General features: G+C 62.2%; 18 protein-coding genes. 10 read left to right on the top strand and 8 right to left on the bottom strand.

What is annotated here, in order from left to right:
- Window positions 1-4: 4 nt before the first annotated feature.
- Window positions 5-5,728 (bottom strand): excinuclease ABC subunit UvrA, encoded by a 5,724-nt coding sequence (gene uvrA, locus V0R37_RS01865; protein WP_420372868.1) that lies wholly within the window; start codon window positions 5,726-5,728, stop codon window positions 5-7.
- A gap of 299 nt (window positions 5,729-6,027) precedes the next feature.
- On the opposite strand from uvrA, the gene V0R37_RS01860 reads away from it, so the two are divergent.
- Both V0R37_RS01860 and V0R37_RS01855 read left to right on the top strand, forming a co-directional pair.
- Window positions 6,028-6,156 carry a hypothetical protein gene (locus V0R37_RS01860; RefSeq protein ID WP_264129781.1) on the top strand — a complete coding sequence of 43 codons (129 nt, stop codon included), beginning with the start codon at window positions 6,028-6,030 and terminating at the stop codon, window positions 6,154-6,156.
- A 149-nt stretch (window positions 6,157-6,305) separates the two neighbouring features.
- Window positions 6,306-7,232, top strand: a complete 927-nt coding sequence (locus V0R37_RS01855) for a glycosyltransferase family 2 protein (protein WP_420372867.1) — start codon at window positions 6,306-6,308, stop codon at window positions 7,230-7,232.
- Window positions 7,233-7,247: 15 nt separating this feature from the next.
- On the opposite strand, the gene V0R37_RS01850 is transcribed toward V0R37_RS01855, so the two are convergent.
- A complete protein-coding gene (locus V0R37_RS01850) occupies window positions 7,248-7,766 on the bottom strand; it encodes a hypothetical protein (protein WP_420372866.1) in 519 nt (172 codons plus the stop codon).
- Between the two features lie 143 nt (window positions 7,767-7,909).
- Here V0R37_RS01850 and ettA point away from each other — a divergent pair, with 143 nt between their 5' ends.
- From ettA to V0R37_RS01835, 3 genes are all read left to right on the top strand, one after another.
- Complete coding sequence (ettA, locus tag V0R37_RS01845; RefSeq protein WP_420372865.1) at window positions 7,910-9,583, top strand: energy-dependent translational throttle protein EttA; 1,674 nt, start codon at window positions 7,910-7,912, stop codon at window positions 9,581-9,583.
- Between the two features lie 23 nt (window positions 9,584-9,606).
- A complete protein-coding gene (locus tag V0R37_RS01840) occupies window positions 9,607-10,149 on the top strand; it encodes an isochorismatase family protein (RefSeq protein WP_420372864.1) in 543 nt (180 codons plus the stop codon).
- Between the two features lie 114 nt (window positions 10,150-10,263).
- Window positions 10,264-10,491, top strand: coding sequence for a YMGG-like glycine zipper-containing protein (locus V0R37_RS01835; RefSeq protein ID WP_420372863.1), 228 nt, complete (start codon window positions 10,264-10,266; stop codon window positions 10,489-10,491).
- Window positions 10,492-10,602: 111 nt separating this feature from the next.
- On the opposite strand, the gene minE is transcribed toward V0R37_RS01835, so the two are convergent.
- From minE to V0R37_RS01815, 4 genes are all read right to left on the bottom strand, one after another.
- Window positions 10,603-10,869, bottom strand: a complete 267-nt coding sequence (minE, locus tag V0R37_RS01830; RefSeq protein WP_420372862.1) for a cell division topological specificity factor MinE — start codon at window positions 10,867-10,869, stop codon at window positions 10,603-10,605.
- A 1-nt stretch (window position 10,870) separates the two neighbouring features.
- Complete coding sequence (gene minD, locus V0R37_RS01825; protein ID WP_420372861.1) at window positions 10,871-11,686, bottom strand: septum site-determining protein MinD; 816 nt, start codon at window positions 11,684-11,686, stop codon at window positions 10,871-10,873.
- A gap of 113 nt (window positions 11,687-11,799) precedes the next feature.
- The gene (gene minC, locus V0R37_RS01820) at window positions 11,800-12,600 is read right to left on the bottom strand and encodes a septum site-determining protein MinC (RefSeq protein ID WP_420372860.1); all 801 of its coding nucleotides are present in this window, start codon (window positions 12,598-12,600) and stop codon (window positions 11,800-11,802) included.
- A gap of 47 nt (window positions 12,601-12,647) precedes the next feature.
- The gene (locus tag V0R37_RS01815) at window positions 12,648-14,414 is read right to left on the bottom strand and encodes a glutamine--tRNA ligase/YqeY domain fusion protein (protein ID WP_420372859.1); all 1,767 of its coding nucleotides are present in this window, start codon (window positions 14,412-14,414) and stop codon (window positions 12,648-12,650) included.
- A 111-nt stretch (window positions 14,415-14,525) separates the two neighbouring features.
- Here V0R37_RS01815 and V0R37_RS01810 point away from each other — a divergent pair, with 111 nt between their 5' ends.
- Entirely contained in the window at window positions 14,526-15,866 is a 1,341-nt protein-coding gene (locus V0R37_RS01810) for a cytochrome ubiquinol oxidase subunit I (protein WP_420372858.1), read from the top strand.
- Window positions 15,863-16,912: a cytochrome d ubiquinol oxidase subunit II gene (locus V0R37_RS01805; RefSeq protein WP_420372857.1), complete on the top strand. Its 1,050-nt coding sequence runs from the start codon at window positions 15,863-15,865 to the stop codon at window positions 16,910-16,912. The genes V0R37_RS01810 and V0R37_RS01805 overlap by 4 nt, the downstream gene beginning before the upstream one ends.
- On the opposite strand, the gene V0R37_RS01800 is transcribed toward V0R37_RS01805, so the two are convergent.
- Window positions 16,909-18,342 (bottom strand): sensor histidine kinase, encoded by a 1,434-nt coding sequence (locus tag V0R37_RS01800; protein WP_420372856.1) that lies wholly within the window; start codon window positions 18,340-18,342, stop codon window positions 16,909-16,911. The two genes, V0R37_RS01805 and V0R37_RS01800, sit on opposite strands and share 4 nt — an antisense overlap.
- Before the next feature lie 11 nt (window positions 18,343-18,353).
- Window positions 18,354-19,055: a response regulator gene (locus V0R37_RS01795; RefSeq protein WP_420372855.1), complete on the bottom strand. Its 702-nt coding sequence runs from the start codon at window positions 19,053-19,055 to the stop codon at window positions 18,354-18,356.
- 109 nt (window positions 19,056-19,164) lie between these two features.
- Here V0R37_RS01795 and V0R37_RS01790 point away from each other — a divergent pair, with 109 nt between their 5' ends.
- The 3 genes from V0R37_RS01790 to recQ are packed head-to-tail and all read left to right on the top strand — an operon-like array spanning window position 19,165 to window position 23,974.
- Entirely contained in the window at window positions 19,165-20,952 is a 1,788-nt protein-coding gene (locus tag V0R37_RS01790; protein ID WP_420372854.1) for a ClcB-like voltage-gated chloride channel protein, read from the top strand.
- A gap of 41 nt (window positions 20,953-20,993) precedes the next feature.
- Window positions 20,994-22,154, top strand: a complete 1,161-nt coding sequence (locus V0R37_RS01785; protein WP_420372853.1) for a fimbria/pilus outer membrane usher protein — start codon at window positions 20,994-20,996, stop codon at window positions 22,152-22,154.
- Window positions 22,155-22,156: 2 nt separating this feature from the next.
- Window positions 22,157-23,974 carry a DNA helicase RecQ gene (recQ, locus tag V0R37_RS01780; protein ID WP_420372852.1) on the top strand — a complete coding sequence of 606 codons (1,818 nt, stop codon included), beginning with the start codon at window positions 22,157-22,159 and terminating at the stop codon, window positions 23,972-23,974.
- Window positions 23,975-23,977 lie beyond the last annotated feature (3 nt).

Here is a 23,977-nt window from a genome sequence, read left to right as displayed (position 1 = left end):
GGCCCTAACCGGCGGCTTCCAGGAAATCGTGCAGGACCGCGCCGGTGTGCGATTTTGCCCTTAGGTCGATGATATGCTCCGGTGCGCCTTGCGCCACCAGTCGTCCGCCGCCGCTGCCGCCTTCCGGGCCCAGATCCAGCACCCAGTCGGCCTCGGCGATGATGTCCAGGTTGTGCTCGATGACGACGACGGTATTGTCGGCCTCGACCAGCCTGTGCAGCACATGGATCAGCTTTTCCACATCGGCGATGGACAGGCCCACGGTGGGTTCGTCCAGCACGTACAGGGTATGCGGTATGCGCGAGACCCGGCCGGTTTTGATGACGCCGTCGGTCAGCCTGGCCTTGGCCAGCTCGGTGACCAGTTTGATGCGCTGCGCCTCGCCGCCCGACAAGGTGGGCGAGGGCTGGCCCAGCGTCAAATAGCCCAGCCCGACATCCTGCATCAACTGCAGTATGCGGGAGATCCTGGAATGCGCGGCGAAGAATTCAACCGCCTCGTCGACTTCCATCTTCAGGACTTCGCCGGCGCTCTTGCCGCGCCAGGTCACATTCAACGTGTCGCGGTTGAAGCGTTCGCCGTTGCAGCCATCGCACAACACCTTCACATCGGGCAGGAAACTCATTTCTATGGTGCGCATGCCCTGGCCTTCGCATACCGGGCAGCGGCCCTCGCCGGTGTTGAACGAGAAGCGGGCCGCGGTCCACCCGCGCACACGCGCGTCGCGCGTATCGGCGAACAGCTTGCGCACATCGTCCCAGAAGCCGACATAGGTGGCGGGGCAGGAGCGGGGCGTCTTTCCTATCGGGGTCTGGTCGACCTCCAGCACCCGGTCGATGTGCTCCCATCCGGAAATGCCGACGCAGCCATGCCATGCGGGCGCCTTGCGCTGCGACACGGCCTGAGCGAGATTGTCCAGCAGTACGTCTCGCGCCAGTGTGGATTTGCCCGAGCCCGATACGCCCGTGACCACGCTAAGGCGGCCTATGGGCAGGCTGGCGGCGACGTTGCGCAGATTATGCAGGTGCGCGCCCTCGACCCGTATCATGCCGGTGCCGCCGTCGATGGGACGGCGCGCTTGCAGCGGATGCGGCAAGGGTTTCTTCAAGTAGCGTCCGGTGACCGAGGCCGGATTGTCCATCAGGTCCTGCGCGGTGCCTTGCGCCACCACCATGCCGCCTCGCGTGCCGGCGCCGGGGCCGATGTCGATGATGTGCGAGGCGCGCCGTATGGTGTCCTCGTCGTGCTCGACGACCACCAGCGTATTGCCGTTGCCTTCCAGCGCGGCCAGTGCATCGAGCAGTATGCGGTTGTCCCGCGCGTGCAGCCCTATCGTGGGTTCATCGAGCACATAGCAGACGCCCTGAAGGTTCGAGCCCAACTGGGCCGCCAGCCGTATGCGTTGCGCTTCGCCGCCAGAAAGCGTCGGGGCGGCGCGATCCAGGGCCAGGTAGCCCAGGCCGACCTGTTGCATGAAGTTCAGCCGGCCCTGGATTTCGGCAAGGATGTCGCGGGCTATCTCGCCTTCGCGGCCGCGGCTGACCAGTCCTGTAAAGAAGGCTTGCGCGTCGGACACGGGCAGGGCGGCCAGTTCGGCAATGGATCGGTCGCGCCAGCGGAATGCGCGGGATACAGGGTTCAGCCGTTCGCCATGGCAGGCGCCGCAGGCTTCGGTATTGCCCTCGTACCAGGCGTTCCATGCGGTCTCTTCACCGGTCTGTTCGGCGTCGAAGCCAGCCAGTTGCAGGCCGGTGCCGAAGCAGGCGGTGCACCAGCCATGCTTGGAGTTGTACGAGAACATGCGCGGATCGGGCTCCGGAAAGCTGGTGCCGCAGCTGGGGCAGGCGCGCTTGACCGAGAAGTGCTTCTGTTCAGGGGCGGCGCGCGGCCCGGCATTGCGCCGCTCATCCAGCGAGGCGGCGCCATCCGGCGTCAGGTCGAGCAGCACGCTGAAGCTGCCCTGGCCATGCTCCAGCGCGCTGCGTACGGCTTCGCGCAATTCGGGTTCGTGACGCGGGTCGACCAGCAGATCGGCCACCGGCAGTTCTATGGTGTGTTCCTTGTAGCGGTCCAGCCTGGGCCAGGGCGCAACGGGAATGAATTCGCCGTCGACGCGCAAGTGCGTGTGGCCCTTGCCCGCCGCCCATTTGGCCAGGTCGGTGTAATAACCCTTGCGAGCACTGACCAGCGGAGCCACGATGCCGATGTGGCGGCCTCGATAATCCGTCAATATCTGCGCCACGATCTGCTCGGCCTTTTGCGGCTCGACCGGAACCTTGCAGGTGGGGCACATCTGCGTGCCCAGCTTTACGTACAGCAGGCGCAGGAAATGATGGATTTCCGTCATGGTGGCGACGGTGGACTTGCGGCCCCCGCGGCTGGTGCGCTGCTCGATCGCGACGGTGGGCGGTATCCCGTATATGGCATCGACATCGGGCTTGCCGGCCGGCTGGACGATGGCGCGCGCATAGGCGTTCAGCGATTCCAGGTAGCGGCGCTGGCCTTCGTTGAACAGGATGTCGAACGCCAGCGTGGATTTGCCCGAGCCCGATACGCCCGTGATGACGGTGAAGGTATCGCGCGGAATGCTGACATTGACACCCTTCAGGTTGTGTTCGCGCGCATTGAGTATGTCTATGCTGCGCGCGGCGCCGCGCCGGCGCTTGAGCACGCTTTGCAGCGGAGTTCCCGCTACGCCATATTCACTGGTCGGCTCGGCCAGCAGTCGTGCCTGCTGCGACTTATCTTCATAGACGATGGCGCTGGTGTAGTCGGCCAGCGCCCGGCCGGTATGCGATGCCGGAATACGGGTCAGTTCCTCGGGGGTTCCGATGCCGACAACCTGGCCGCCGGCGTCGCCGCCTTCCGGCCCCAGGTCGATCAGCCAGTCGGCCGCCCGTATCACATCCAGGTTGTGCTCGATGATAAGCAGCGAGTGGCCGGCGGCCAGCAGCTTGCGGAAGGCTCGCATCAGGCGTGCCACATCATCGAAGTGCAAGCCGGTGGTGGGCTCGTCGAACAGGAAGAGGCTGCCCTTCCTGGCGACCTTGGCGGTGGATATCCCGTCGCGCGCGGCGCTGGCCAGGTGGCCGGCCAGCTTCAGCCGTTGCGCTTCGCCGCCCGATAGCGTCGGCACCGGCTGGCCCAGGCGCACGTATTCCAGGCCGACGTCGGCCAGCGGCGCCAGACCCCATTGCACATCGCGCAGGCCGCTGAAGAAATCCAGGGCTTCGCTGATGGTCATTTCCAGAACTTCGTCAATCGAGGCGCTGCGGCCCAGGTGTTCCACCCTGACTTCCAGTATTTCAGGCCGGAAGCGCTTGCCGTCGCAATCCGGGCAGCGCAGATAGACGTCCGACAGGAACTGCATTTCGACATGTTCGAAACCGGTGCCGCCGCAGGTCGGGCAGCGCCCGTCGCCGGTGTTGAAGCTGAAGGTGCCGGCGGTATAGCCGCGTTCCCGGGATAGCGTGGCTTGCGCAAAGAGCTTGCGTATGGCGTCGAAGGCGCCCACATAGCTGGCGGGATTGGACCGCGCCGTCTTGCCGATGGGCGTCTGGTCGACCATGACGACCTCGGCCAGTTGCTCCGCGCCCAGCAGCCGGTCATGGTCTCCGGGCGACTCGGTGGGCTTGCCCTGGTGCTTGAGTATGGCCGGATACAGCACATCCTGTATCAAGGTTGATTTGCCGGATCCCGACACCCCGGTAACGCATACCAGGCGCCCCAGCGGAATGGATATGGAAACGTTTTTCAGGTTGTTGGCCCGGGCGCCTTCCAGCAGCAGGCGGGGCGTGTTGGCGGCCACCGGCATGGGCCGGGGCGCCTCGACGCGCAGGCGGCTGCCCAGGTAGTTGCCGGTAAGGGTGTCGGCATTGCGCAATTGCGCCGGCGTGCCGTCGAAAACAATTTGCCCGCCGCGTTCGCCGGGCCCCGGGCCAATGTCCAGGATCCGGTCGGCGGCGATCATGACTTGCGGATCGTGCTCGACGACCACCAGCGTGTTGCCGTTGGCGCGCAAGCGGTGCATGACCTCCACCACGCGATGCATGTCGCGCGGGTGCAGGCCGATGGATGGCTCATCCAGTACGAACAGGGTGTTCACCAGCGAGGTGCCCAGGGCGGTGGTCAGGTTGATGCGCTGGACTTCGCCGCCGGACAGTGTGCGGCTTTGCCGATCCAGCGACAAATAGCCAAGGCCGACGTCGCACAGGAACTTCAAGCGGGTGCGCACTTCATTGAGCAGCAGGTCGATGGCCGCGTCCAGGCTCGCGCCGAAGCTGATGTCAATGAAATAATCGCGCACGCGTTCAATGGGCAGCCGCATCAGGTCGTGTATGCCCAGGCCGGGCAAGGAGTCCAGCAGTTCGCGGCTCCAATTGACATGTACCGGCATGAAGCGCGGATAGTGTCCGTCGCCGTTGGCATGGATATCGCTGCCCAGGCGCCAGAGCGTCGCCTCGGGCTTTAGCCGCGCGCCGCCGCAGGCCGGGCAGGGCGTATAGCTGCGGTACTTCGACAGCAGAACGCGCACATGCATCTTGTAGGCGCGCGATTCCAGCCAGTCGAAGAAGCGCTGCGCGCCGTACCACTGAGTTTTCCAGGCGTTCGCGCCGCCTTTCCAGTCCGGCGTACCGTCGATGACCCAGCGCTTCTCGCGTTCGTCCAGGGCTTCCCATGGCGTGTCCAGCCGCACATTCGCCGCGCCGGCGTATTGCTCCATTTCTGTCTGGCATTCCTTGTAGCTATTGGTTTGCCAGGGTTTGACGGCGCCGCCCCGCAAGGTTTTTTTCTCGTCCGGCACCACCAGGCCGTAGTCTATGCCCATGACCCGTCCGAAGCCGCGGCAGGATTCGCAGGCGCCCAGCGGTGAATTGAAGGAAAAAGTGCTGGGCAAAGGCGTGCTGTATTCGATGTCGCAAGCCGCGCAGTGCAAGCGATTGCTGAAGCGCCATGCGGTTTCAGCGCCGTTCTCGTCGGACGACTCCGGCATTGCGTAGACCGTGACATGGCCATCGCCTTGCTTGAGCGCCGCGTCCAGCGCCTCCATGACGCGTTGCGGCTCGGCCGCCGCGAAACGGAAGCGATCCTGCACGACATGCAGGACACGCAGCTTTTCCGCCTTGGCCGCGCGCTTGGTCTTTCCTTTGGGAGCGGGCGGCGTGTGCAGGCGGGTTTCCTCGTGGTGAATGCGCGTATAGCCTTGCTGATCCAGGAAGCCGCGGACTTCGTCCTCGGTGTAGTTCGAGGGGATCACGATGGGAAAGGTGATCACCAGCCGGGGGTCGCCGGGTTGAGAACGCACGGCCAGTTGCTGCTGTATGGATTCGGCGCTGTCGCGCTCTACGCGCTGGCCGCAACACTGGCAGTAAAGGCGGCCCAGACGGGCGAACAGCAGCTTCAGATGATCGTTCAGCTCGGTCATGGTGCCCACCGTGCTGCGCGAGTTGCGCACCGGATTCACCTGGTCGATGGCAATGGCGGGCAAAATTCCTTCGATGCGCTCGACCTTGGGCTTGTCCATGCGGTCCAGGAACTGGCGCGCGTAGGGGGAAAAGGTTTCCACGTAGCGCCGCTGGCCTTCGGCATACAGCGTGTCGAAGGCCAGCGAGCTTTTGCCCGAGCCGGAGACGCCGGTAACGACCAGCAGTTCACCGGTATTGATGTCGACATCAAGGTTTTTAAGGTTGTTCTGGCGTGCGCCGAAGATGCGGATTTGTGAGCTCATGCCGATATGATAATCGTTCTGTTTGACGTGCCCGTGCATCCCCTTTTTTGCCGCCGGGCCGCCCCAAGGCAAAAGGCGCCCCCCTCGGGGATGAGCCCGGACACAGGAGAGTCCTAATGGACTGTCCTGTGCCTGGCGAATCCGAGCGGCATGCAAGCCGCGAGGTGGATAGCAAGCCGAAGGTGCAGCGTGGGGGCATTTTTTTGTGTCCGGGGATGGTTTTGGGGTAGAATCGTGGGTTAACTGAATTTTTAGGGCCGCGTGTTTGCGAGCCTTGCATGCAAAGATCGGAGATCATCATGGCAGAAATCAAACGTACGCGTCGCAATACCCTGGAACGCCGTTGCCTTGGCAAAGCGTTCAAGCGCCTTTTCGTGCGCGCGCCCAAGGGCGTTTTCAAGATGCTGGAAAAAGTAAAACGCGCTTAAAAAACAAGGACAATGCGCGTCCGATGGGCGCGCATCAAGCCCTTTTTGTATCAAAAAGTTAGTATGGCAAGAAAACCGCAGATACCAGGTCTGCGGTTTTTTTTTGGCCTATGATGACGGCCATAGTCAAAATACGTAAAGAAAACGACATGTCCACCTGGCGCCATCTTTTTACGGTTGTGACGCCCACGTATAACCGGGCGCACACGCTGGAAAGAGTGTATTCATCCTTGCGCGAACAGTCTTTCCAGGATTTCGAATGGGTGATCGTCGACGACGGCTCCACGGATAACACCCGTGCCATGGTCATGGGCTGGCAGCAAGAAGCCAGTTTTCCCATCCACTATATGTGGCAAAGAAACCAGCACAAAAAGACAGCCTTCAATCGCGGCGTCCGCAAGGCCAGCGGCGAACTGGTGGTCGCCCTGGACAGCGACGACAGCCTGGACACCAATGCCTTGTACACCATGGCCGTGGTCTGGGGCGAGATCCCGCCGCGGGATCGTTCCCGCTTTGTCGCCATCACCGGCTTGTGCGCGCAGCCCGACGGCCATATCGTGGGCGATATGTTTCCGCGCGACATCATAGACGCCACGGCGCTGGACATGACCTTCAAGTACCATGTGAAAGGCGAGAAGTTCGGCTGCCTGCGCACGGATGTGCTGCTGCAGTTTCCGTTTCCTGAAGAGATCGCCGGCTTCGTTCCGGAAAGCCTGGTCTGGCGCGCCATTGCGCGGGCGGGCTACCTGACCCGCTTCGTGAACCAGGTATTCAGGGTGTATCACGACAGCTCCGATTCCTTGTCCAAGCAAGGCAAGGAAAGCCAGCAGCACGCCCTGGGCTTGTGGCTGCTGGCGCAGGATACGGTGGTGGAATGCCTGCCCTGGTTCCGCTACCAGCCGCAGGCCTTTCTGATGGCGGCGGCGCGCTACACGCGATTCTCGCTGCATCTGAGGCACAGCAGGCAGGCGCTGCCCAAAGGGCGCAAGCTTAGGGGTATGGCGTCCTGCACCTTGGTCGGATTGATGTGGCCGGTGGGCGCAATGCTGTATGTGCGCGATCGCGTCAGGGCCTAGCGCCTTGAAGTTGCCTTAGTGCAGCGTGCGGGGCGGATCGATGTCGTCGGGACCGTATAGGTCGTCATCCTGATCATCGTCGGGATCGTAGCCCTCGTCGTCGTCCAGGCCGCCGTCGGCGGCCAACTCGTCGGTCATGATGAAGGGCAGGATGTCTTGCAGGTTTTCCGTCCAGGCGATTTCCTCGCCTTCCTGGTTCACCTTGATGAAACGCACGCCTTCCAGGTCGGACAATTGGATGGCCCATAGGTATTCGCAATCGAATACGTCGCCGTCGGCAATCGTCATGCCTCCGGTATTGCCGATGAGCTTGGCGCCGTTGCCTCCGATCTGCACGACCACGTGGTCGCTGGGGTCATCCTGGATGTCCAGCGGCACGGCGAAGATCACCCATTCGAAGCCGGTTTCCTCGGCGTCCATGACCTCGGCCAGAACGGGCTTGCCCATGTAGGCGCTCAGCGCATCGGCGCTGCGGCCCAGAAGGTCGAGTTCGTCGGCGGTGAAGACAAGTTGAGGTTCTTGGTGGCTGGGCATGGCGAAGAAGGCTGAAAAAAACGTACTTGATATTCTAAGGCATCCGGCCTCGCGTCCAAAGCGCTTTCGAATTGCGCTGCGCCGCCATGCTTTCCATATAGCGCCTACAATCGGGCCTTTATCCATTCTTTGATTTGCTTGTTATGGCTCAATATGTATACACGATGAATCGGGTCGGCAAGATCGTGCCGCCGAAGCGGCAGATACTGCGCGACATCTCCCTGTCGTTTTTTCCCGGCGCCAAGATCGGCGTGCTGGGCCTGAACGGCTCCGGCAAGTCGACCTTGCTGAAGATCATGGCGGGCATAGACCGGGATATCGAAGGCGAAGCCATTCCGATGCCCGGCATCAAGATCGGCTACCTTCCCCAGGAGCCGGTGCTGGATCCCGAGCACACCGTGCGCCAGTCGGTCGAAGAGGGCCTGGGCGAGCTTTTTTCCGCCCGCAAGCGACTCGACGAGGTGTATACCGCCTATTCCGAACCCGATGCGGATTTCGACAAGCTGGCGACGGAGCAGGCTGAGCTCGAGGCCATCATCGCCGCGGCCGCCACCACCGGCGCCGACGATATCGAGCATCAAATGGAAATCGCCGCCGATGCGCTGCGCCTGCCTCCCTGGGATGCCGTCATCGGCAAGTTGTCCGGCGGCGAGAAGCGCCGCGTCGCCCTGTGCCGCCTGCTGCTGTCCAAGCCCGACATGCTGCTGCTTGACGAACCGACCAACCACCTGGATGCCGAGAGCGTTGAATGGCTGGAGCAGTTCCTGCGCAAGTTCCCGGGCACCGTCGTCGGCGTGACCCACGACCGCTATTTCCTGGACAACGCGGCGGAATGGATACTCGAACTCGATCGCGGCTACGGAATCCCCTGGAAGGGCAACTACAGTTCATGGCTTGAGCAGAAAGACGACCGGCTGAAGCAGGAAGAAGCCTCCGAGTCGGCGCGTCAGCGCACCATCAAGAAAGAGCTCGAGTGGGTGCGGCAGAATCCGAAGGGCAGGCAGGCCAAGGCCAAGGCGCGTCTGGCGCGCTTCGAAGAGCTTTCCTCGCATGAATATCAGAAGCGCAACGAGACTCAGGAAATCTTCATACCGGTGGCCGAGCGCCTGGGCAACGATGTGATCGAATTCGAGAACGTCAGCAAGGCCTACGGCGACCGCCTGCTGATCGACAATCTGAGCTTCAAGGTTCCCGCGGGCGCCATCGTCGGCATCATCGGTCCTAACGGCGCGGGCAAGTCCACACTGTTCCGCATGATTGCGGGCAAAGAGCAGCCCGATTCGGGCACGGTCAATATCGGCAAGACCGTCAAGCTGGCTTTTGTGGACCAATCCCGCGAATCCCTGCCCGACGACAAAACGGTGTTCGATGCCGTGTCCGACGGCGCCGATCTTCTTACGGTGGGCCGCTTCGAAATGCCGTCGCGCGCCTACCTGGGCCGCTTCAATTTCAAGGGCGCCGACCAGAACAAGGTGGTGGGCAAGCTGTCGGGCGGCGAACGCGGCCGCCTGCACCTGGCCAAGACCCTGATCGCCGGCGGGAATGTGCTGCTCCTCGACGAACCGTCCAACGATCTCGACGTCGAGACCCTGCGTGCCCTGGAAGACGCCTTGCTGGAATTTGCCGGCAGCGTCATGGTCATCAGCCACGACCGGTGGTTCCTGGACCGCATCGCTACGCACATCCTGGCTTTCGAGGGCGAGTCGCAGGTAGTGTTCTTCGACGGCAACTATCAGGAATACGAGGCCGACAAGAAGCAACGGCTGGGTGAGGAAGGTGCCAAGCCGCGTCGTTTGCGGTATAAAGCTCTGAAATAACCCGCCGTCCGGACGGTATCTTCATGCCTATCCTGAGTTCGCACGATTCGATGGTGCTGCTGGTCGATATGCAGGCATCCTTGCTGCCCGCCATCGACCGGCACGAGCCTTTGCTGCAATGCGCGTTGCGCCTGGTCAAGGCAGCGCAACTGCTGGGAGTCCCCGTGGTCGCCACGGAGCATTGCGCCGCAAAAATCGGCGCGACCAGCCCGCTCTTGCGGCCGTGGGTCGACCACGTTATTCACAAGACCCATTTCGATGCCACGCGCGAACGGCACTTCCTTCAGGAATTGCCCAAGCGGCGCAGCAATGTGTTGTTAATAGGCACCGAAGCCCATGTGTGCGTGTTACAAACGGGTTTGGGCCTGGCGCGACAGGGGCTTACGCCCATACTGGTTGGCGATTGCGTCGGTTCGCGCCGCGCCGCCGATCTCCTGGCGGCGCAAAGTCGCTGGAATCATCATCGCCTGGAGCAAATAAGCGCTGAAATGGCGATGTTCGAGTGGCTGGAAACGCCCGAACATCCCCAGTTCAAAGAGGTTCTGGCCCTGATCAAATCCGCCTGAGCCCGTCCTGATACAACTGTTTCGGACGTTCACAAGCCTATATGCGCAAAAGTTGCCTTGGGCGCCGACTATCGGCTACTTTAGCGTGTCGCTCGCATTATTTGGAGATCAAAAATGAAATCAGCAACTCTCGGTAAATTGACCGCCGTCGGAATTCTTGCCCTGGCTTTGGGTGGTTGTTCCTCGTGGGACAACATGAGCCATCGCCAGAAAAGCACCGTTACCGGCGCAGGCCTGGGCGGTGTCGCTGGCGCCGTCATCACCGGAGGCGGCATCCTGGGTACCGTGGGCGGCGCAGCCATAGGCGGTGTCATCGGCGATCAGGTCGGAAAGAACCGCTAAGCACACCCGGATAAAAAAACCGCTGCATCGCGCAGCGGTTTTTTTATGGGTTTTCCCTAGGGAGATGAACCGGTCCGGCCAAGGCCGGGCCCGTGTTCAGCCAAAACGGGATCAGCTCTGGCTTGCTTCCACCTGGGGCATTTCTATCTTGACCTCCAGGATTTCCAGGGAATCCTGGCGCTCCAGATTGACCTTGATGTCGTTAGGGTTGATCTTGACGTAGCGCGAGATGACTTCGACCAGCTCTTTTTGCAGGCGCGGCAGGTAGTCGGGTGTAACGCCGTCGCCCCGTTCGTTGATAAGAATCAGTTGCAGACGGTCTCGGGCCACGCTGGCAGAGGTTTTTTTCTGGCCGCGCAGAAAGGAAAGAAAGGACATATTATTTCCCTCCGAACAGGCGCTTGAACAGACCTGGTTTTTCGTAATCGACGAAGCGCAGCGGCTTTTCTTCGCCCAGATAGCGCGCCACCACGTCCTGGTAGGCCAGGGCGACGTCGCTGTCGCGTATATGGATGGCGGGAATGCCCTGGTTCGAGGCCTGCAGCACGGACTCGGATTCAGGAACAACCCCGATCAGCTTGATGCGCAGAATGTCTTCGATGTCTTTGAGCGAAAGCATTTCACCCTCGGCGACACGTTTGGGGTTGTAGCGGGTCAGCAGCAGGTATTCCTTGATGGGCTCTTCGCCTTTTTCGGCGCGCCGCGACTTGGCCGATAAAATGCCCAGGATGCGATCGGAATCGCGCACCGACGAGACCTCGGGGTTGGTCACCACCAGCGCGTCATCGGCGAAGTACGAGGCCATGAGAGCGCCTGTCTCGATCCCGGCGGGCGAGTCGCAGACGATATATTCGAAGCCCATGTCGGCCAGGTCTTTCAGCGCCTTTTCCACGCCTTCGCGGGTCAAGGCGTCTTTGTCGCGCGTTTGGGAGGCGGGCAGGATAAACAGGTTTTCAAGCTGTTTGTCGCGGATCAGCGCCTGGTTCAGCGTGGCTTCACCCTGGATGACATTGACGAAATCGTAAACCACGCGGCGTTCGCAGCCCATGATCAGGTCCAGGTTGCGCAAGCCGACGTCGAAATCGATAACCACGGTTTTATGGCCTTTCATCGCCAGCCCGGAGGAGAAGCTTGCACTGGTGGTCGTTTTGCCCACCCCGCCTTTGCCGGAAGTCACCACAACAATTCGCGCCATGACGTTTGAATTCCTTTAGGTTTTTGTAAATCACGTAATCGTAATGCAAAATTGCATCAAAACCGCCTAAGCCAACGCTAATTCGCGCTTTGCTTGGCAACAAAAAATATCCGTCACTGACCCAGGGGCGTCATGCGCAAGATGTCGCCGTCCAGATGGACGATGGTGGGCTGATTGCGCAGCGACTTGTCCAACTGGGTCTCGATGACCCGGTATACGCCGGCAATGGCCAGCAGCTCGGGGTCCAACTGCGTCGTGAAGATGCGCGCGTTGGCATCCCCGCGGGCGCCGGCCATGGCCTTGCCGCGCAACGGCCCGTAAACATGGATGTTGCCGTCCGCAATGACCTCGGCGCCCTGGCTGACCACGCCGATGACGATCAGGTCGGTGTTGCGTGCGTAGATGCGCTGTCCCGAGCGCAAGGGACGGGTGATCACCATGGCGGCGGGCGGGATGTCGGCGGGGCCAGGCGCCGCCGGCTCCTGGGTCTTGGGCGCGGCGTCGGCGGAATCCGAATTCGCGGCGGCGGGCGGCGCGACAACCGGCACTTCCTGGTCCGGGGCGGGCGTGCTGGCCGGGCGCGGGACGGGATTGGCCAGATCCACCGACGCCAGCCCCTGCGCCTGGGCGGCCTTCAGGTTGGCCCCCTGGGCCACGATGCCGACCGGGTGCAGGCTGTGCCCGCGCAGCGCCTTCAGAAGGGCGGCCCAGTTTATGTCTTGCTCGATCTGGCTGGCATCGACGACCACCGGCTCGTTCTCGAAAAACGAGCCCGCGTCCTTCATGCGTTGCCGCAGCGCCGCGGTCAATTCGGCGGCGTCATGGCTATGCAGCACGACACGCAGGGCATACAGCGTGGCACTTTTGAAATCCAGTGCCAACTGGCCTTTTCGGTTGGAGGAAGAGTCGCTCACTTCGTTATCCGCTAATAAAAAATTACAAATCCAGCGCCGGACGCGCCTTATTTTTGCTGCGCCCAGGAATCTTTAAGAGTGATTGCGCGATTGATGATCGGCTTTTCAATGGTGGACGTTACGCGGTCGGCAACGAAATAGCCCAGGCGTTCGAATTGCCAGCGTGTTTCGGGAGCGGCCTGCGCCCCTGGTTCCAGCCAGGCTTGCACGGTGGTGCAGGAGGCGGGATTCAGGGCATCCAGAAAATTCTTGTCGCCGGCGTCGGGATGCGGATCGGAAAAGAGACGATCATACAGCCGGACCTCGGCGGGCACGGCATGCGCCGCGCTGACCCAGGTGATGTTGCCCTTGACCTTGACCGAATCCGAGCCCGGCGTGCCGCTTTTCGTGTCGGGCAGGTATTCCGCATGGACTTCGGTGATGTTGCCGTCCGCATCCTTGACGCAGCCGGTGCAGCGGACGATATAGCCGTATTTGAGCCGCACGGTGTTGCCGGGAAAGAGACGGAAATATTTCTTGGGCGGTTCCTCGCGGAAATCGTCGCGTTCGATCAGGAGTTCGCGCGCGAAGGGGAATTCGCGCATCCCGGCCTCCGGGTCATGCGGATTGCGCGGCGCATGGCACAGCTCGGTCTGGCCTTCCGGGTAATTGGTGACGACCAGCTTGACGGGATCGAGCACCGCCACCAGGCGTCCCGCCTTGGGGTCCAGGTCGTCGCGCAAGGCCTGCTCCAGAATGCTGTAATCGATGCGGGAATCGGCCTTGGACACGCCCAGGCGTTCGCAGAACAGGCGTATGGACGAGGGCGTGTAGCCGCGGCGCCGCAGGCCCGCCAAGGTAGGCATGCGCGGATCGTCCCAGCCGTCCACATGGCCTTCGCGCACCAGTTCCAGCAATTTGCGCTTGCTGGTCACGACATAGCTAAGATGCAATCGCGCGAATTCGTGCTGCCGGGGCAGGGGGCGGGCCAATTGCCCGAGGTCGGCCAACTGGTTCAGTATCCAGTCGTAGAAAGGGCGCTGATCTTCGAATTCCAGGGTGCAGATGCTGTGGGTGATGCCTTCCAGCGCATCTTCCACGGGATGGGCCCAGGAATACATGGGGTAGATGCACCAATCCGTGCCCGTGCGGTGATGGGCCACGTGGCGGATGCGGTACATCACCGGGTCGCGCAGATTGATGTTGGGCGAGCCCATGTCGATCTTGGCGCGCAGCGCCATGCTGCCGTCCGGATGCTTGCCGTCGCGCATTTCGCGCAACAAGGTCAGGGATTCCTGCACGGGCCTGTCGCGCCAGGGCGAATTCGTGCCTTTTTCAGTCAGGGTGCCGCGCGTGGCGCGCATCTGATCGGCGCTTTGCTCGTCGACATAAGCCAGTCCGGCTTGCACCAGGGCCTCGGCGAATTGATACATATAGCCGAAATAGTCGCTGGCAAAGTAGCCGTTATGCTCTTCTTGGTAATTCCAGTCGAAGCCCAGCCATTTCACCATATCGATGATGGCGTGTACGTACTCGTCCTCTTCCTTTTCGGGATTGGTGTCGTCGAAACGCAGGTGGCAGGCGCCCTGGTAATCCCGCGCCAGGCCGAAGTTCAGGCATATGCTCTTGGCGTGGCCGATATGCAGATAGCCATTGGGCTCGGGCGGAAAGCGGGTGCGGATGCGGGCGGAATCGATTTCGCCCCGCTCCTGCACGGACGCCGGACCCGGTTTGCCCGCCCAGCGCTTGCCCGCATAGCGGCCTTGCTCCAGGTCGTTATCGATAATAGTGCGCAGGAAGTTGGATACAGGAGCGGTCACGGGTACAGAAGTCATACGGGATAAGCAAGGAATTGTCGAGCGAAGTAAGCATTTTGCCACGTTCAGCGCTATTTGCCCGCCTATCGGGTTTACAAATGGCGAACTGGCTCTAAACTAGCGCTCATTATGACCTACTCGACACTGTGGCTGACGCAGATCCAGTTCTTTTCAAGCCTGGGATTCATGTTGCTGTTTCTTGTCATCGAGCTGGGCCTGGCCTGGGTTTTGCTGTATTTCAAGCTACGCTCGTTCGGGCCGGATCATGCTGCCTGGATCGCGGCCTACCGCTTCTGGGTGCGGGTTTTTGCGCTGGCCTTCATCCTGAGCTTCGCGTCCAGCCTGCCCGTGCTGATACAGTTCGGCAGTCTTTGGCCCAAGCTCATGGACAAGATCGGCAACGTCGCCGGCCCCTTGCTGGCCGCCGGAATACTGTCCGCCTTTATCTTCAAGTCCTGCTTCCTGGGCGCCATGCTGTTCGGGCAACGGCATGTGTCCGAAAAAGCCCATGCCCTCATCGTTTTCATGGTGGCGCTAGGGGTGGCCGTGTCGTCCTTCTGGCTGATCGTCCTGCTTTCCTGGATGCATACTCCCGCTGGAGCGGTGCTGGTCGACGCCCGTTACCAAGTCATGGCCTGGTCCGATGTCTTGTTCAATCCGGCGCTTCCCTGGTATGCGGGATTGTTCGTGCTGGCCAGCGCTTTGACGGTGGGCTTCCTTATGCTGGGAATCGTGACGGCGCAAACCTTGCGCCGCCCCATCGATGAAAGCGGCAGGCTGGTATTCAAGACGGCGATCTGGATCGCCGCGGCCGGCATCCTGCTGCAGGGCGTCATGGTGGCTGGAACCGGCAGCATGACGGCGCAATACCAGCCGGCCAAGGCGGCGGCCACGGCGGCCTATTGGCGCAGCGGCGAACAGCCCGATCTTGTACTGTTCGCCTGGCCTGACGCGGCCCGCGCCGAGAACCGGGCCGCCTGGCTATGGCGCCATGCCGGCGATGCATGGCTCGGGCGGGATGGCAAAGGCAAGCTGCGCGGCCTGGACCAGTTCGCGGGAATGTCGCCGCCAGTGGCGCTGACCTTCTGGTCCTTCAGGCTCGCGGCGGCGGTCGGCCTATGCATGGCCCTGGTCGCCTGGCTTACCTTGTGGCGCGCACGGCGCGTCCACTACGATCCGGGCGCCTTGTCGACGGCTTGGCGGCACGTGCTTGTGGGCATGACGTTCTCGGGCTGGATCATGCTGCTGGCCGGCCTGGCCTATGTGCTGCTGGGGGCCTTTCCCTATGCGGTCAACGGCACCGTGACGGTCAGCGAGATCGCGGGTGATACAGCATTTGATGTATTGCTGGGCGGTTATCTGGCCTATATGGCTTTTTACCTTTTATTTTTGGCCGGATTCTTCCAGATGCTGCGGCATATTGCCCGCTACGGCGTCGTGCCAATAGCCAGAAGACGGGGGCGGGCATGATCGATTCGCTTGCGGTGGCACTGGGGCTGGGCGCCCAGGACCCCTCTTTCTGGATGCCCCTGATTTTCATGGGCCTGTTCTTCGCCATTATCGTTGCGGGGACGGTGCTTGACGGCTTCGACGTCGGCGTGGGCTGTCTGGCTTTATTCGCGCCGGCCGATTTGCGTCCGCGCATGCTGTCGTTGCTGAGCCCTTGGCGCGATGCCAACGAGTTCTGGCTGTTTCTGGGCCTGGGGCTTTTCGTCGCCGCCTTCCCCAATGCCTGGGGCAGCGTCATGGGCGAGCTCTACCTGCCGCTGTGTGTGCTGGCCCTGGGCGTCCTGTTGCGTTCGGTATCGTTTGAAATGCGCTTGCGCGCGCCGCAGGAATTGCAGTCGCGCTGGCTGTTGGGCTTCGCTTTCGGTTCGCTGCTTACCGCGCTGGCGCACGGCTTCCTGCTGGCTCAAGTGGTGGTGTCGTACCAGACCCAATCGGGCTACCTGTGGTTTTCCGTATTCATCGGGCTGTGCGCTATCGCCGCCTACTGCCTGCTGGGGGCGGCCTGGCTGATCATGCGCGTGGCGGGCGAGCTCAGGGCGCGCGCCGTCATGTGGGGCCGGCGGGCCGTTCGCTGGTCCGCGGCGGGGGCCGTCGGGGTGTCGGTCGTGCTGGCATTCGCCAACACCGGTGTCTTTCTTAAATGGAGCGATGGCCCGCATTGGCCGGTGGTGGTGGCCTTATGGGGATTCCTGCTGATTTGTTTCGTTTCAATCGAAATGTGCTTGCAGCGCATGATCAACAGCAGCTATCGGACCACGGCGCTGCCATTCGCGATGACGCTGCTTATTTTCCTGGCGGTGCTGGGTGGACTCGGATACAGCTTTTTCCCCTACCTGGTTCTGGATGACATCACTATTTGGGATGCCGCCGCATCGGTCGATTCATTGCGGCTGATTCTGGCGGGCACCATCATAGCCTTGCCGGTGGCGTTGATCTTCAATATATGGGTGTATTGGCGCATGTTCGGCCTGTCGATACCGCCGACGCCGCCTGAGTTCGACGGCTAGGACCTTTTTTTCCCGTCGGTTGCGGCTGTCTCGGCCGGCTTTAGGGGCAGGCGGATGCGTACGGCCAATCCGCCGCCCGCCGCTTCGTCCAGCGCCAGGCTGCCGCCGTGGGCGCGGGCAATGGCATCGGCCAGGGCCAGGCCCAGCCCCACCGAACCGGTGCGCGTGCGCGCATCGTCCAGACGGGAAAACGGCCGCAAAGCCTCGGCGCGCCGTTCCGGGCTGATGCCGGGGCCGTGGTCCGCCACGGTGATGACGGCCATGTCCGACTCGGCCTCCAGCGTGATTTCGACGGGCGGCGCCGCGTGATTGAGCGCATTGGTGATCAGGTTGTCCAGCAAGCGGCCCAGTGCGACTTTATCGGCTTTCAGGTTCAGGGGCCGGCGGCTCATGCCTGCAAGTGTTACCGGGCTGCCCGCGCTTTCCCAGGCCGAAACCTGTTCTTCCAGCCAGGCGCCCAGCTCCAATGGCGAGAACTGGTAAGAGCCGGGATCGGAGCCGCGTACAAAGCCGATGAATTGATTCACCATGCGCTGCATGTCCTGCACGTCCTTGCGCATTCCTTCCTGGAAGGTGGGGTCATCGACCATTTCGATGCGCAGCCACATGCGCGACAAAGGTCCTTTCAGATCGTGCGGCAGGCCGGCCAACAAGGTACGCTGGACCGCGCTGGATTCAGCCAGAGTGTCCAGCATGGCATTGAAGCGTTCGCCAAGCAGGCGGGTTTCGCTGGGCCCCGATGGCACCACACGCTGGGGCTGTCCGGCCGCCAACTGGTCGGCCGCCTTGGCCAGCCGCGTCAAGGGCCGGGTGATATGCCATGAAAACGCCGCGGCAAGCAGCAGGAACAGGCCCATGCCGGTCAGCCACACCAGTACCATGGGCGTGGCCACCGGCGGCGCGATGCGATCCAGCGGGATGACCAGCCATTCGCGATTGGCGCGGGTGCTTTCCAGGTCGGAGTCGGGCAGCAGCGAGATATAAAGCTTGGGTTCGGGGCCGCGCGACAGGGCCACGCGCGTTCCATCGCTCAAGCGCATGTTCAGCGCCTTGACGAAGCCCCTAAGGTTGTTCCGTATGTCGCCGCTCGGCGGCGGAGGCGGCGGGTGCCGATGCGCTCGCTGTATTCTTGCCTGTCCGGGCTTGCCTTCCAGGCTGGCATCGGAGGGCAGGCTGCGCGACCACAAATGCCATTCGTTCTGGGACGCTCCGCGTACGAAATCGGCCCGCTCATCGGAAGGAATTTCCGCCAGCGACGCGCGCAGGGTGCGTATCGTCGTGGCCGTGAATTCGACGGCGACCTCTTCGGTGAATTTCTTTCGGTAGTAGGAAAGCGAGGCGAAGGTCGCGGCCTGCACCAGCAGGATGGTGCCCAGCGTGAAAAGCAGCAGGCGAGCGCGCAGCGAACGGGGCAGCAATGAACGAAGCATGGGTGTCGTGCTCAGGGCGAGAACCGATAGCCCACGCCCCATACGGTTTGTATCCATCGCGGTTGTTTGGGGTCGTCCTCGATGGCGCGGCGCAGCCGCAGGATGGCGATGTCGATGGCACGGTCGTTGCGCTCGCCCTCGTCGTCATCGCGCGCCAAGGCCAGCAACCGGTCTCTGGACAAGGGTTTTCCGGGGTTGCTGACCAGCGCTTCCAGCAGGTTCACTTCGCCGCCGGTCAACCGGATGATTTCCTTGTCTTTCGAAAGCTGGCGGGTGACCGGGTCGAAAACGAAAGGTCCGAATGAAACCGGCTTGTCCTTGTTCAGGGCCGACGCGCCTTTCTTGCGGCGCAGCACGGCTTCGATGCGCGCCAACAGCTCGCGCGGATCGAAAGGCTTGCCCAGGTAGTCGTCGGCGCCCGCCTCCAGGCCTATGACGCGGTCCACGGTCTCGTCGCGCGCAGTCAGTAAAATAACGGGAATGTCTTCGCCTTGCTGGCGCAGGCGGCGACAGGCCTCGGCGCCGTCGCCGTCGGGCATCATGCGATCAAGTACGATCAGGTCGGGCGAATACCGCTGAATCCGCGTCGCCAGATCGCTGGCATCGGGAGCCAGCAGGGTATCGTATTGATGGCGGTTAAGATAATCGGCCAGCAGATGGCGCAGGGCGGGATCGTCGTCGACAACCAGTACTTTTACTAGAGGGGTTTCCATAGGATGCCAGTTTGCCCGCTGGCATGGCGGCTGGCAAGCGCCTGGAAATGGATTGAAACGGATATGAGGCTTGTACTATGGTTCACGATACACCCGATACAGGACATGCATGATTAGAAACCCCGTGCAGTCGATGCGCCGTCGCCTTGCCGGCTATTCCTGGCTGTCAGACCTGCCCGCGATGCTTTGCTGGGCCGTGCTGGTCGGCATCCTGGGAGCGTTCGCCACCATCGCCTTCCATGAGGCCATGCACTTCATACAACACGTGGTCACCGGCGAGAGCGGATCCATCGTTGGCGTAATGCGGGGCCTGCCGTGGTACGGGCGCCTGCTTTTCCCTCTGTGCGGCGGCATTGTGGCGGGAGCCTTGCTGTGGGGCTCCAAGAAGATCAAAGCCCGCGCCAATTCCGATTACATGGAAGCGGTGGCCATCGGCGACGGCCGCCTGTCCATACGTCAGGGATTGCTGCGATCGCTGTCCTCGTTGTGCACGGTGGCGTCTGGCGGCTCCATCGGGCGCGAGGGCGCCATGGTGCACCTGGCGTCGCTGGCCGCCTCGGCGATAGGGCGCTTCACCTATTTCGGGACGGCGCGCTTGCGGCTGCTGGTGGCTTGCGGCGCGGCGGCCGGTGTTGCCTCGGCCTATGGGGCTCCGATCGCGGGAGCCCTGTTCGTGGCGGAGATCGTCATAGGCACCATGAGCATGCAAAGTTTCGGGCCGCTGCTGGTTGCGGCGGCATCGGCCAATATCGTCATGCGCATGACCGGGCACTATCAAACGACCTACGCCATGACCGGCATGCCGCAGATTCCAGGTCCCGAGGTATTGCCCTTCATTCTGCTGGGCGCCATAGCGGGCATAGGCGCGCCGCTCTTTCTGAAGTTTCTGGACTATTCCAAACGGCAGTTCCAGCGGACCGGGCTGCCGCTGCCGCTGCGCCTGGGCCTGGGCGGGCTGTTGCTGGGCCTGCTGCTGATCGCCATCCCCGAGGTGGCCGGCAATGGCTACAGCGTGGTGCATTCGCTGCTGCATTCATCATGGACCTGGCAGGCCGTCGTGCTCTTTCTGGTTTGCAAGGTGGTGGCCACGGCGCTGACGGCGGGCTCCGGGGCCGTGGGCGGCGTGTTCACCCCGGCCTTGTTTGTCGGCGCGGCCCTGGGCACCTTGTATGGCATGGTGGTGGCGTATTTCTGGCCCGGCATGCAGGCCCAGGTCTATATGTATACGCTGGTCGGCATGGGCAGCTTCCTGGGAGCGGCAACCAGCGCGCCCTTGATGGCGATACTGATGATATTCGAGATGACCCTGAGCTACCAGATAGTCCTGCCGTTGATGCTGGCGGGCGTTGTGGCCTATTTCGTATCGCGGGCAGTGGCCGAAGTCGCCATGTACGACGTGACGACGGTTAGGGAGCGGGACGTCACGCTGCGCAATCAATTAAGGCATACCGTGATCCGCGATCTGGTCAGGCCGGCCGACACGGTGGTGTCCACCGAATCGCCCGTGCGGGAAGCCTTGCAGCAGTTTCTGGAATACCCGGTGAAGTATCTGTATGTCGTAGACGTAAACAATGTTTACCAAGGCGTGATTGCCCAGCAGGACCTGACTAGTTTATTGTTGAGCGAAAGCGATATCCGGGAAAAGCGCGCCGGAGACGTTGTACGCCTGGATTTCGTCAAGACGCTGCATCCGGACATGACGCTGGATCAGGCGCAAGATTATTTCATCCAGTTCCGGGGCGAACGCCTGCCGGTGGTCAGCCGTGAAGAACAGCCCAGGCTGCTTGGCGTGGTGTACAAGTCGGCGCTGCTGGAAAAGTACAGCGCCATCAAGAGATCCCTTGATGCCAGCGGTGAAGCCATGCTGGATTTTTCAGCGGACAGGCGTCCGCGCTGAGGCTTTTTTGCTTCGATCGGATTGGACGGTTGGTATTGTCGATGGTTTTTTGGTTCCTGGATCGTACACGGATCGCCGCGCTGCTCTGGGGCGCGGGCCTGGCGTGTGCTCCCGCATGGCATCCGGCGTCCGCCGCGGGTCCGCAGTTGCGCGACCTTGCGCCCGTCCAGGTGTATGCCGCCCCTCAGATTTCCGTCGATCCGCCGCGGCCTCTCCCCGATACGCCGGGCACGGAACCGATGTTCTCGGGCATGCCGTATTCCAGTCCGGAAGCCGCCACGCCCGATATCCCCTATGACTTCTTCTGGGGCAAGGAAGACGCGGGCAGTTGGCGTCGGCATCGGCTGTCCGGCGCATCGCCCGGTTTGCGCGGTACGCGGGGCTGGCAGCGGCCGGCGCGCCGGTCCCGCGCGCCCTGGCTGGCCCGCCAGGGCGACAAATCCTGGACCCTGGGCGCCAGCAACTGGCGTTATTCCACCAAGGAAGGTCTGGATGTGACGCTGGGCAATGAAGAAATTGTCGTTCCCGCCTGGGGTAATTCCACCAAGCTGGGCGGTGTCAGCATTTCGCAATCATCGCTTGCCGGTTCCGGCGATTCCCAAAGCTGGCAGTACTCCATGTCGATCGGGGCGCTGGATTATTCCTCGGATGGAAACCCGAACGATCTGACCTATGGACCGACCGCCAGCAATACGGTGCTGCGTTATGGCGTATCGCCCGAATTTACCCTGGAGTCGCAACTGGAAGTCGCTCCCGACCTGGTCACTTCCGGCCTGGGCGGAAATTACCATACGCGCTGGGGCGTCTGGAGCGCCGGCGTGGCTCGCGCCAGCTACGGTCTTTACAAGGGCTGGCGCTATCAGGCGGCCTATACGGTCGACGTGCTGGACGATTTGCAGGTCACCTGGCTGAATGAGCGGCATACCGAAGGTTTCAGCGACCTTAGCCGCTATCGCGATGGCCAGGCATCCCCGGGAGGCATACGCCAGAAATGGACCGCGACGGTGCCGCTGGGGCGTTGGGGCGATGTCAGCGGCAACTATGAAAACGAATACTCGTCGACCGGCAATATACGGCGCAGTTTCGGCGTGGGCCAGCAGTTCTGGTACAGCCCGAATCTGCGTATCGGGTTGAAGGCGGAGCGGGAACTGATCAGCGGCGACTATGATATAGGTATTCGTTTCTCCGTCCCGATTTATTGAGCATGACCATTTCTCCACTGGAAACACTGCAGCGCGTCTTTGGCTACGAGTCCTTTCGCGGCGATCAACAAGCCATTATCGAGCATGTGGTGCAGGGGGGCGACGCCTTGGTCCTTATGCCCACCGGCGGCGGAAAATCGTTGTGCTATCAGATTCCCGCCCTGGTCCGGCCTGGCACGGGCATTGTCATTTCGCCGCTTATCGCCCTCATGCAGGATCAGGTCGATGCCTTGCTGGAACTGGGCGTGCGCGCGGCTTACCTGAATTCTTCCCAGGACTGGCGCACATCCCGCGATGTCGAGCAGGCCTTCCTGGCCGGCGAGCTCGATCTGCTGTACGTGGCGCCCGAACGCCTGTTGACCGACCGCTGCCTGGACCTGTTGTCTCAGGGCAGGGTATCGCTGTTCGCCATCGACGAAGCGCATTGCGTATCCCAGTGGGGCCACGATTTTCGGCCCGAGTACCTGGGCCTGTCCCTGCTGCACGAGCGATGGCCTCACGTGCCGCGCCTGGCCCTGACCGCCACGGCCACCTCGGCGACGCGGCGCGAGATCGCCGATCGCCTGGAGCTGAACGGAGCGCCGCATTTCGTGGCCAGCTTCGACCGGCCCAATATCCGCTACCGCATCATCGAAAAAAATGAAGTCCGGCGCCAGTTGCTGTCCTTCATCAAGGCCGAGCATGAGGGCGATTGCGGCATCGTTTATTGCCTGTCGCGTGCAAGGGTGGAGGAAACCGCGGAATTCCTCTGCGAGAACGGCATCCCGGCCTTGCCCTACCATGCGGGCCTGGGCGCGGCCGTGCGTTCCGCGAATCAGGCGCGCTTCCTGCGCGAGGAAGGCGTGGTGATGGTGGCAACCATCGCTTTCGGCATGGGGGTGAACAAGCCCGATGTGCGTTTCGTCGCGCATATCGACCTGCCGAAATCGGTCGAAGGCTATTACCAGGAAACAGGACGCGCGGGGCGCGACGGCCAGCCGGCGACGGCCTGGCTGGCCTATGGCTTGCAGGACGTCGTGCAGCAGCGGCGCATGATCAACGAGTCGCCCGGCGACGATGCCTTCAGAAGGCGTCTGGGCGCCCAGCTCGATGCCATGCTGGGCTTGTGTGAAACCGTGAACTGCCGGCGTCAGCGCCTGCTGGCCTATTTCGATCAGGAAATAGCGCCTTGCGGCAATTGCGATACTTGCCTGGAGCCGCCGCAGGCATGGGACGGCACGGTGGCCGCCCAAAAAATCCTTTCCGCCGTCTATCGCCTATGGCGCGAGCGCGGCCAGCGTTTCGGCGCGGGACATCTTATCGACATACTGCGGGGCAAGCCGACCGACCGGGTCAAGCAGTACGAGCACGAAAACCTGACGGTCTACGGCATAGGCGCCGATCTGTCGGAACAAGCCTGGCGCGGCGTATTGCGCCAGTTGCTGGCTCAGAGCCTGCTGGCGGTCGACCACGAGGGCTATGGCACGCTGGCGCTGACCGACAGCAGCCGCGATGTGCTCAAGGGCGAGCGCACGCTGATGTTCCGCCGCGAACCCGAGAAAAAGGCCCGCAGCACACGGTCGGCCAGCGCCCGTGGCAAGGATGCGGGCATCGTTCTGCCGCCGGATGCCCAGCAGCGTTTCGAGAATCTGCGTGTCTGGCGCTCCGAGGTCGCGCGCGGCCACGGTGTGCCCGCCTATGTGATCTTCCACGACGCGACCTTGCGCGAAATCGCCATGAATCCTCCGGCGTCCATGGATGACCTGGGCGGCATCAGCGGCGTCGGCGTGCGCAAGCTGGAAGCCTACGGCGAAGAAATCCTGCGTTGCGTGCGGGAGTAAAAG

This window comes from Pollutimonas rozaliensis (genome assembly GCF_048751585.1).
Lineage (GTDB): Bacteria > Pseudomonadota > Gammaproteobacteria > Burkholderiales > Burkholderiaceae_B.
Note: the sequence above shows the minus strand (reverse complement) of the source record. Positions and strands in the feature narration are given on the sequence as shown.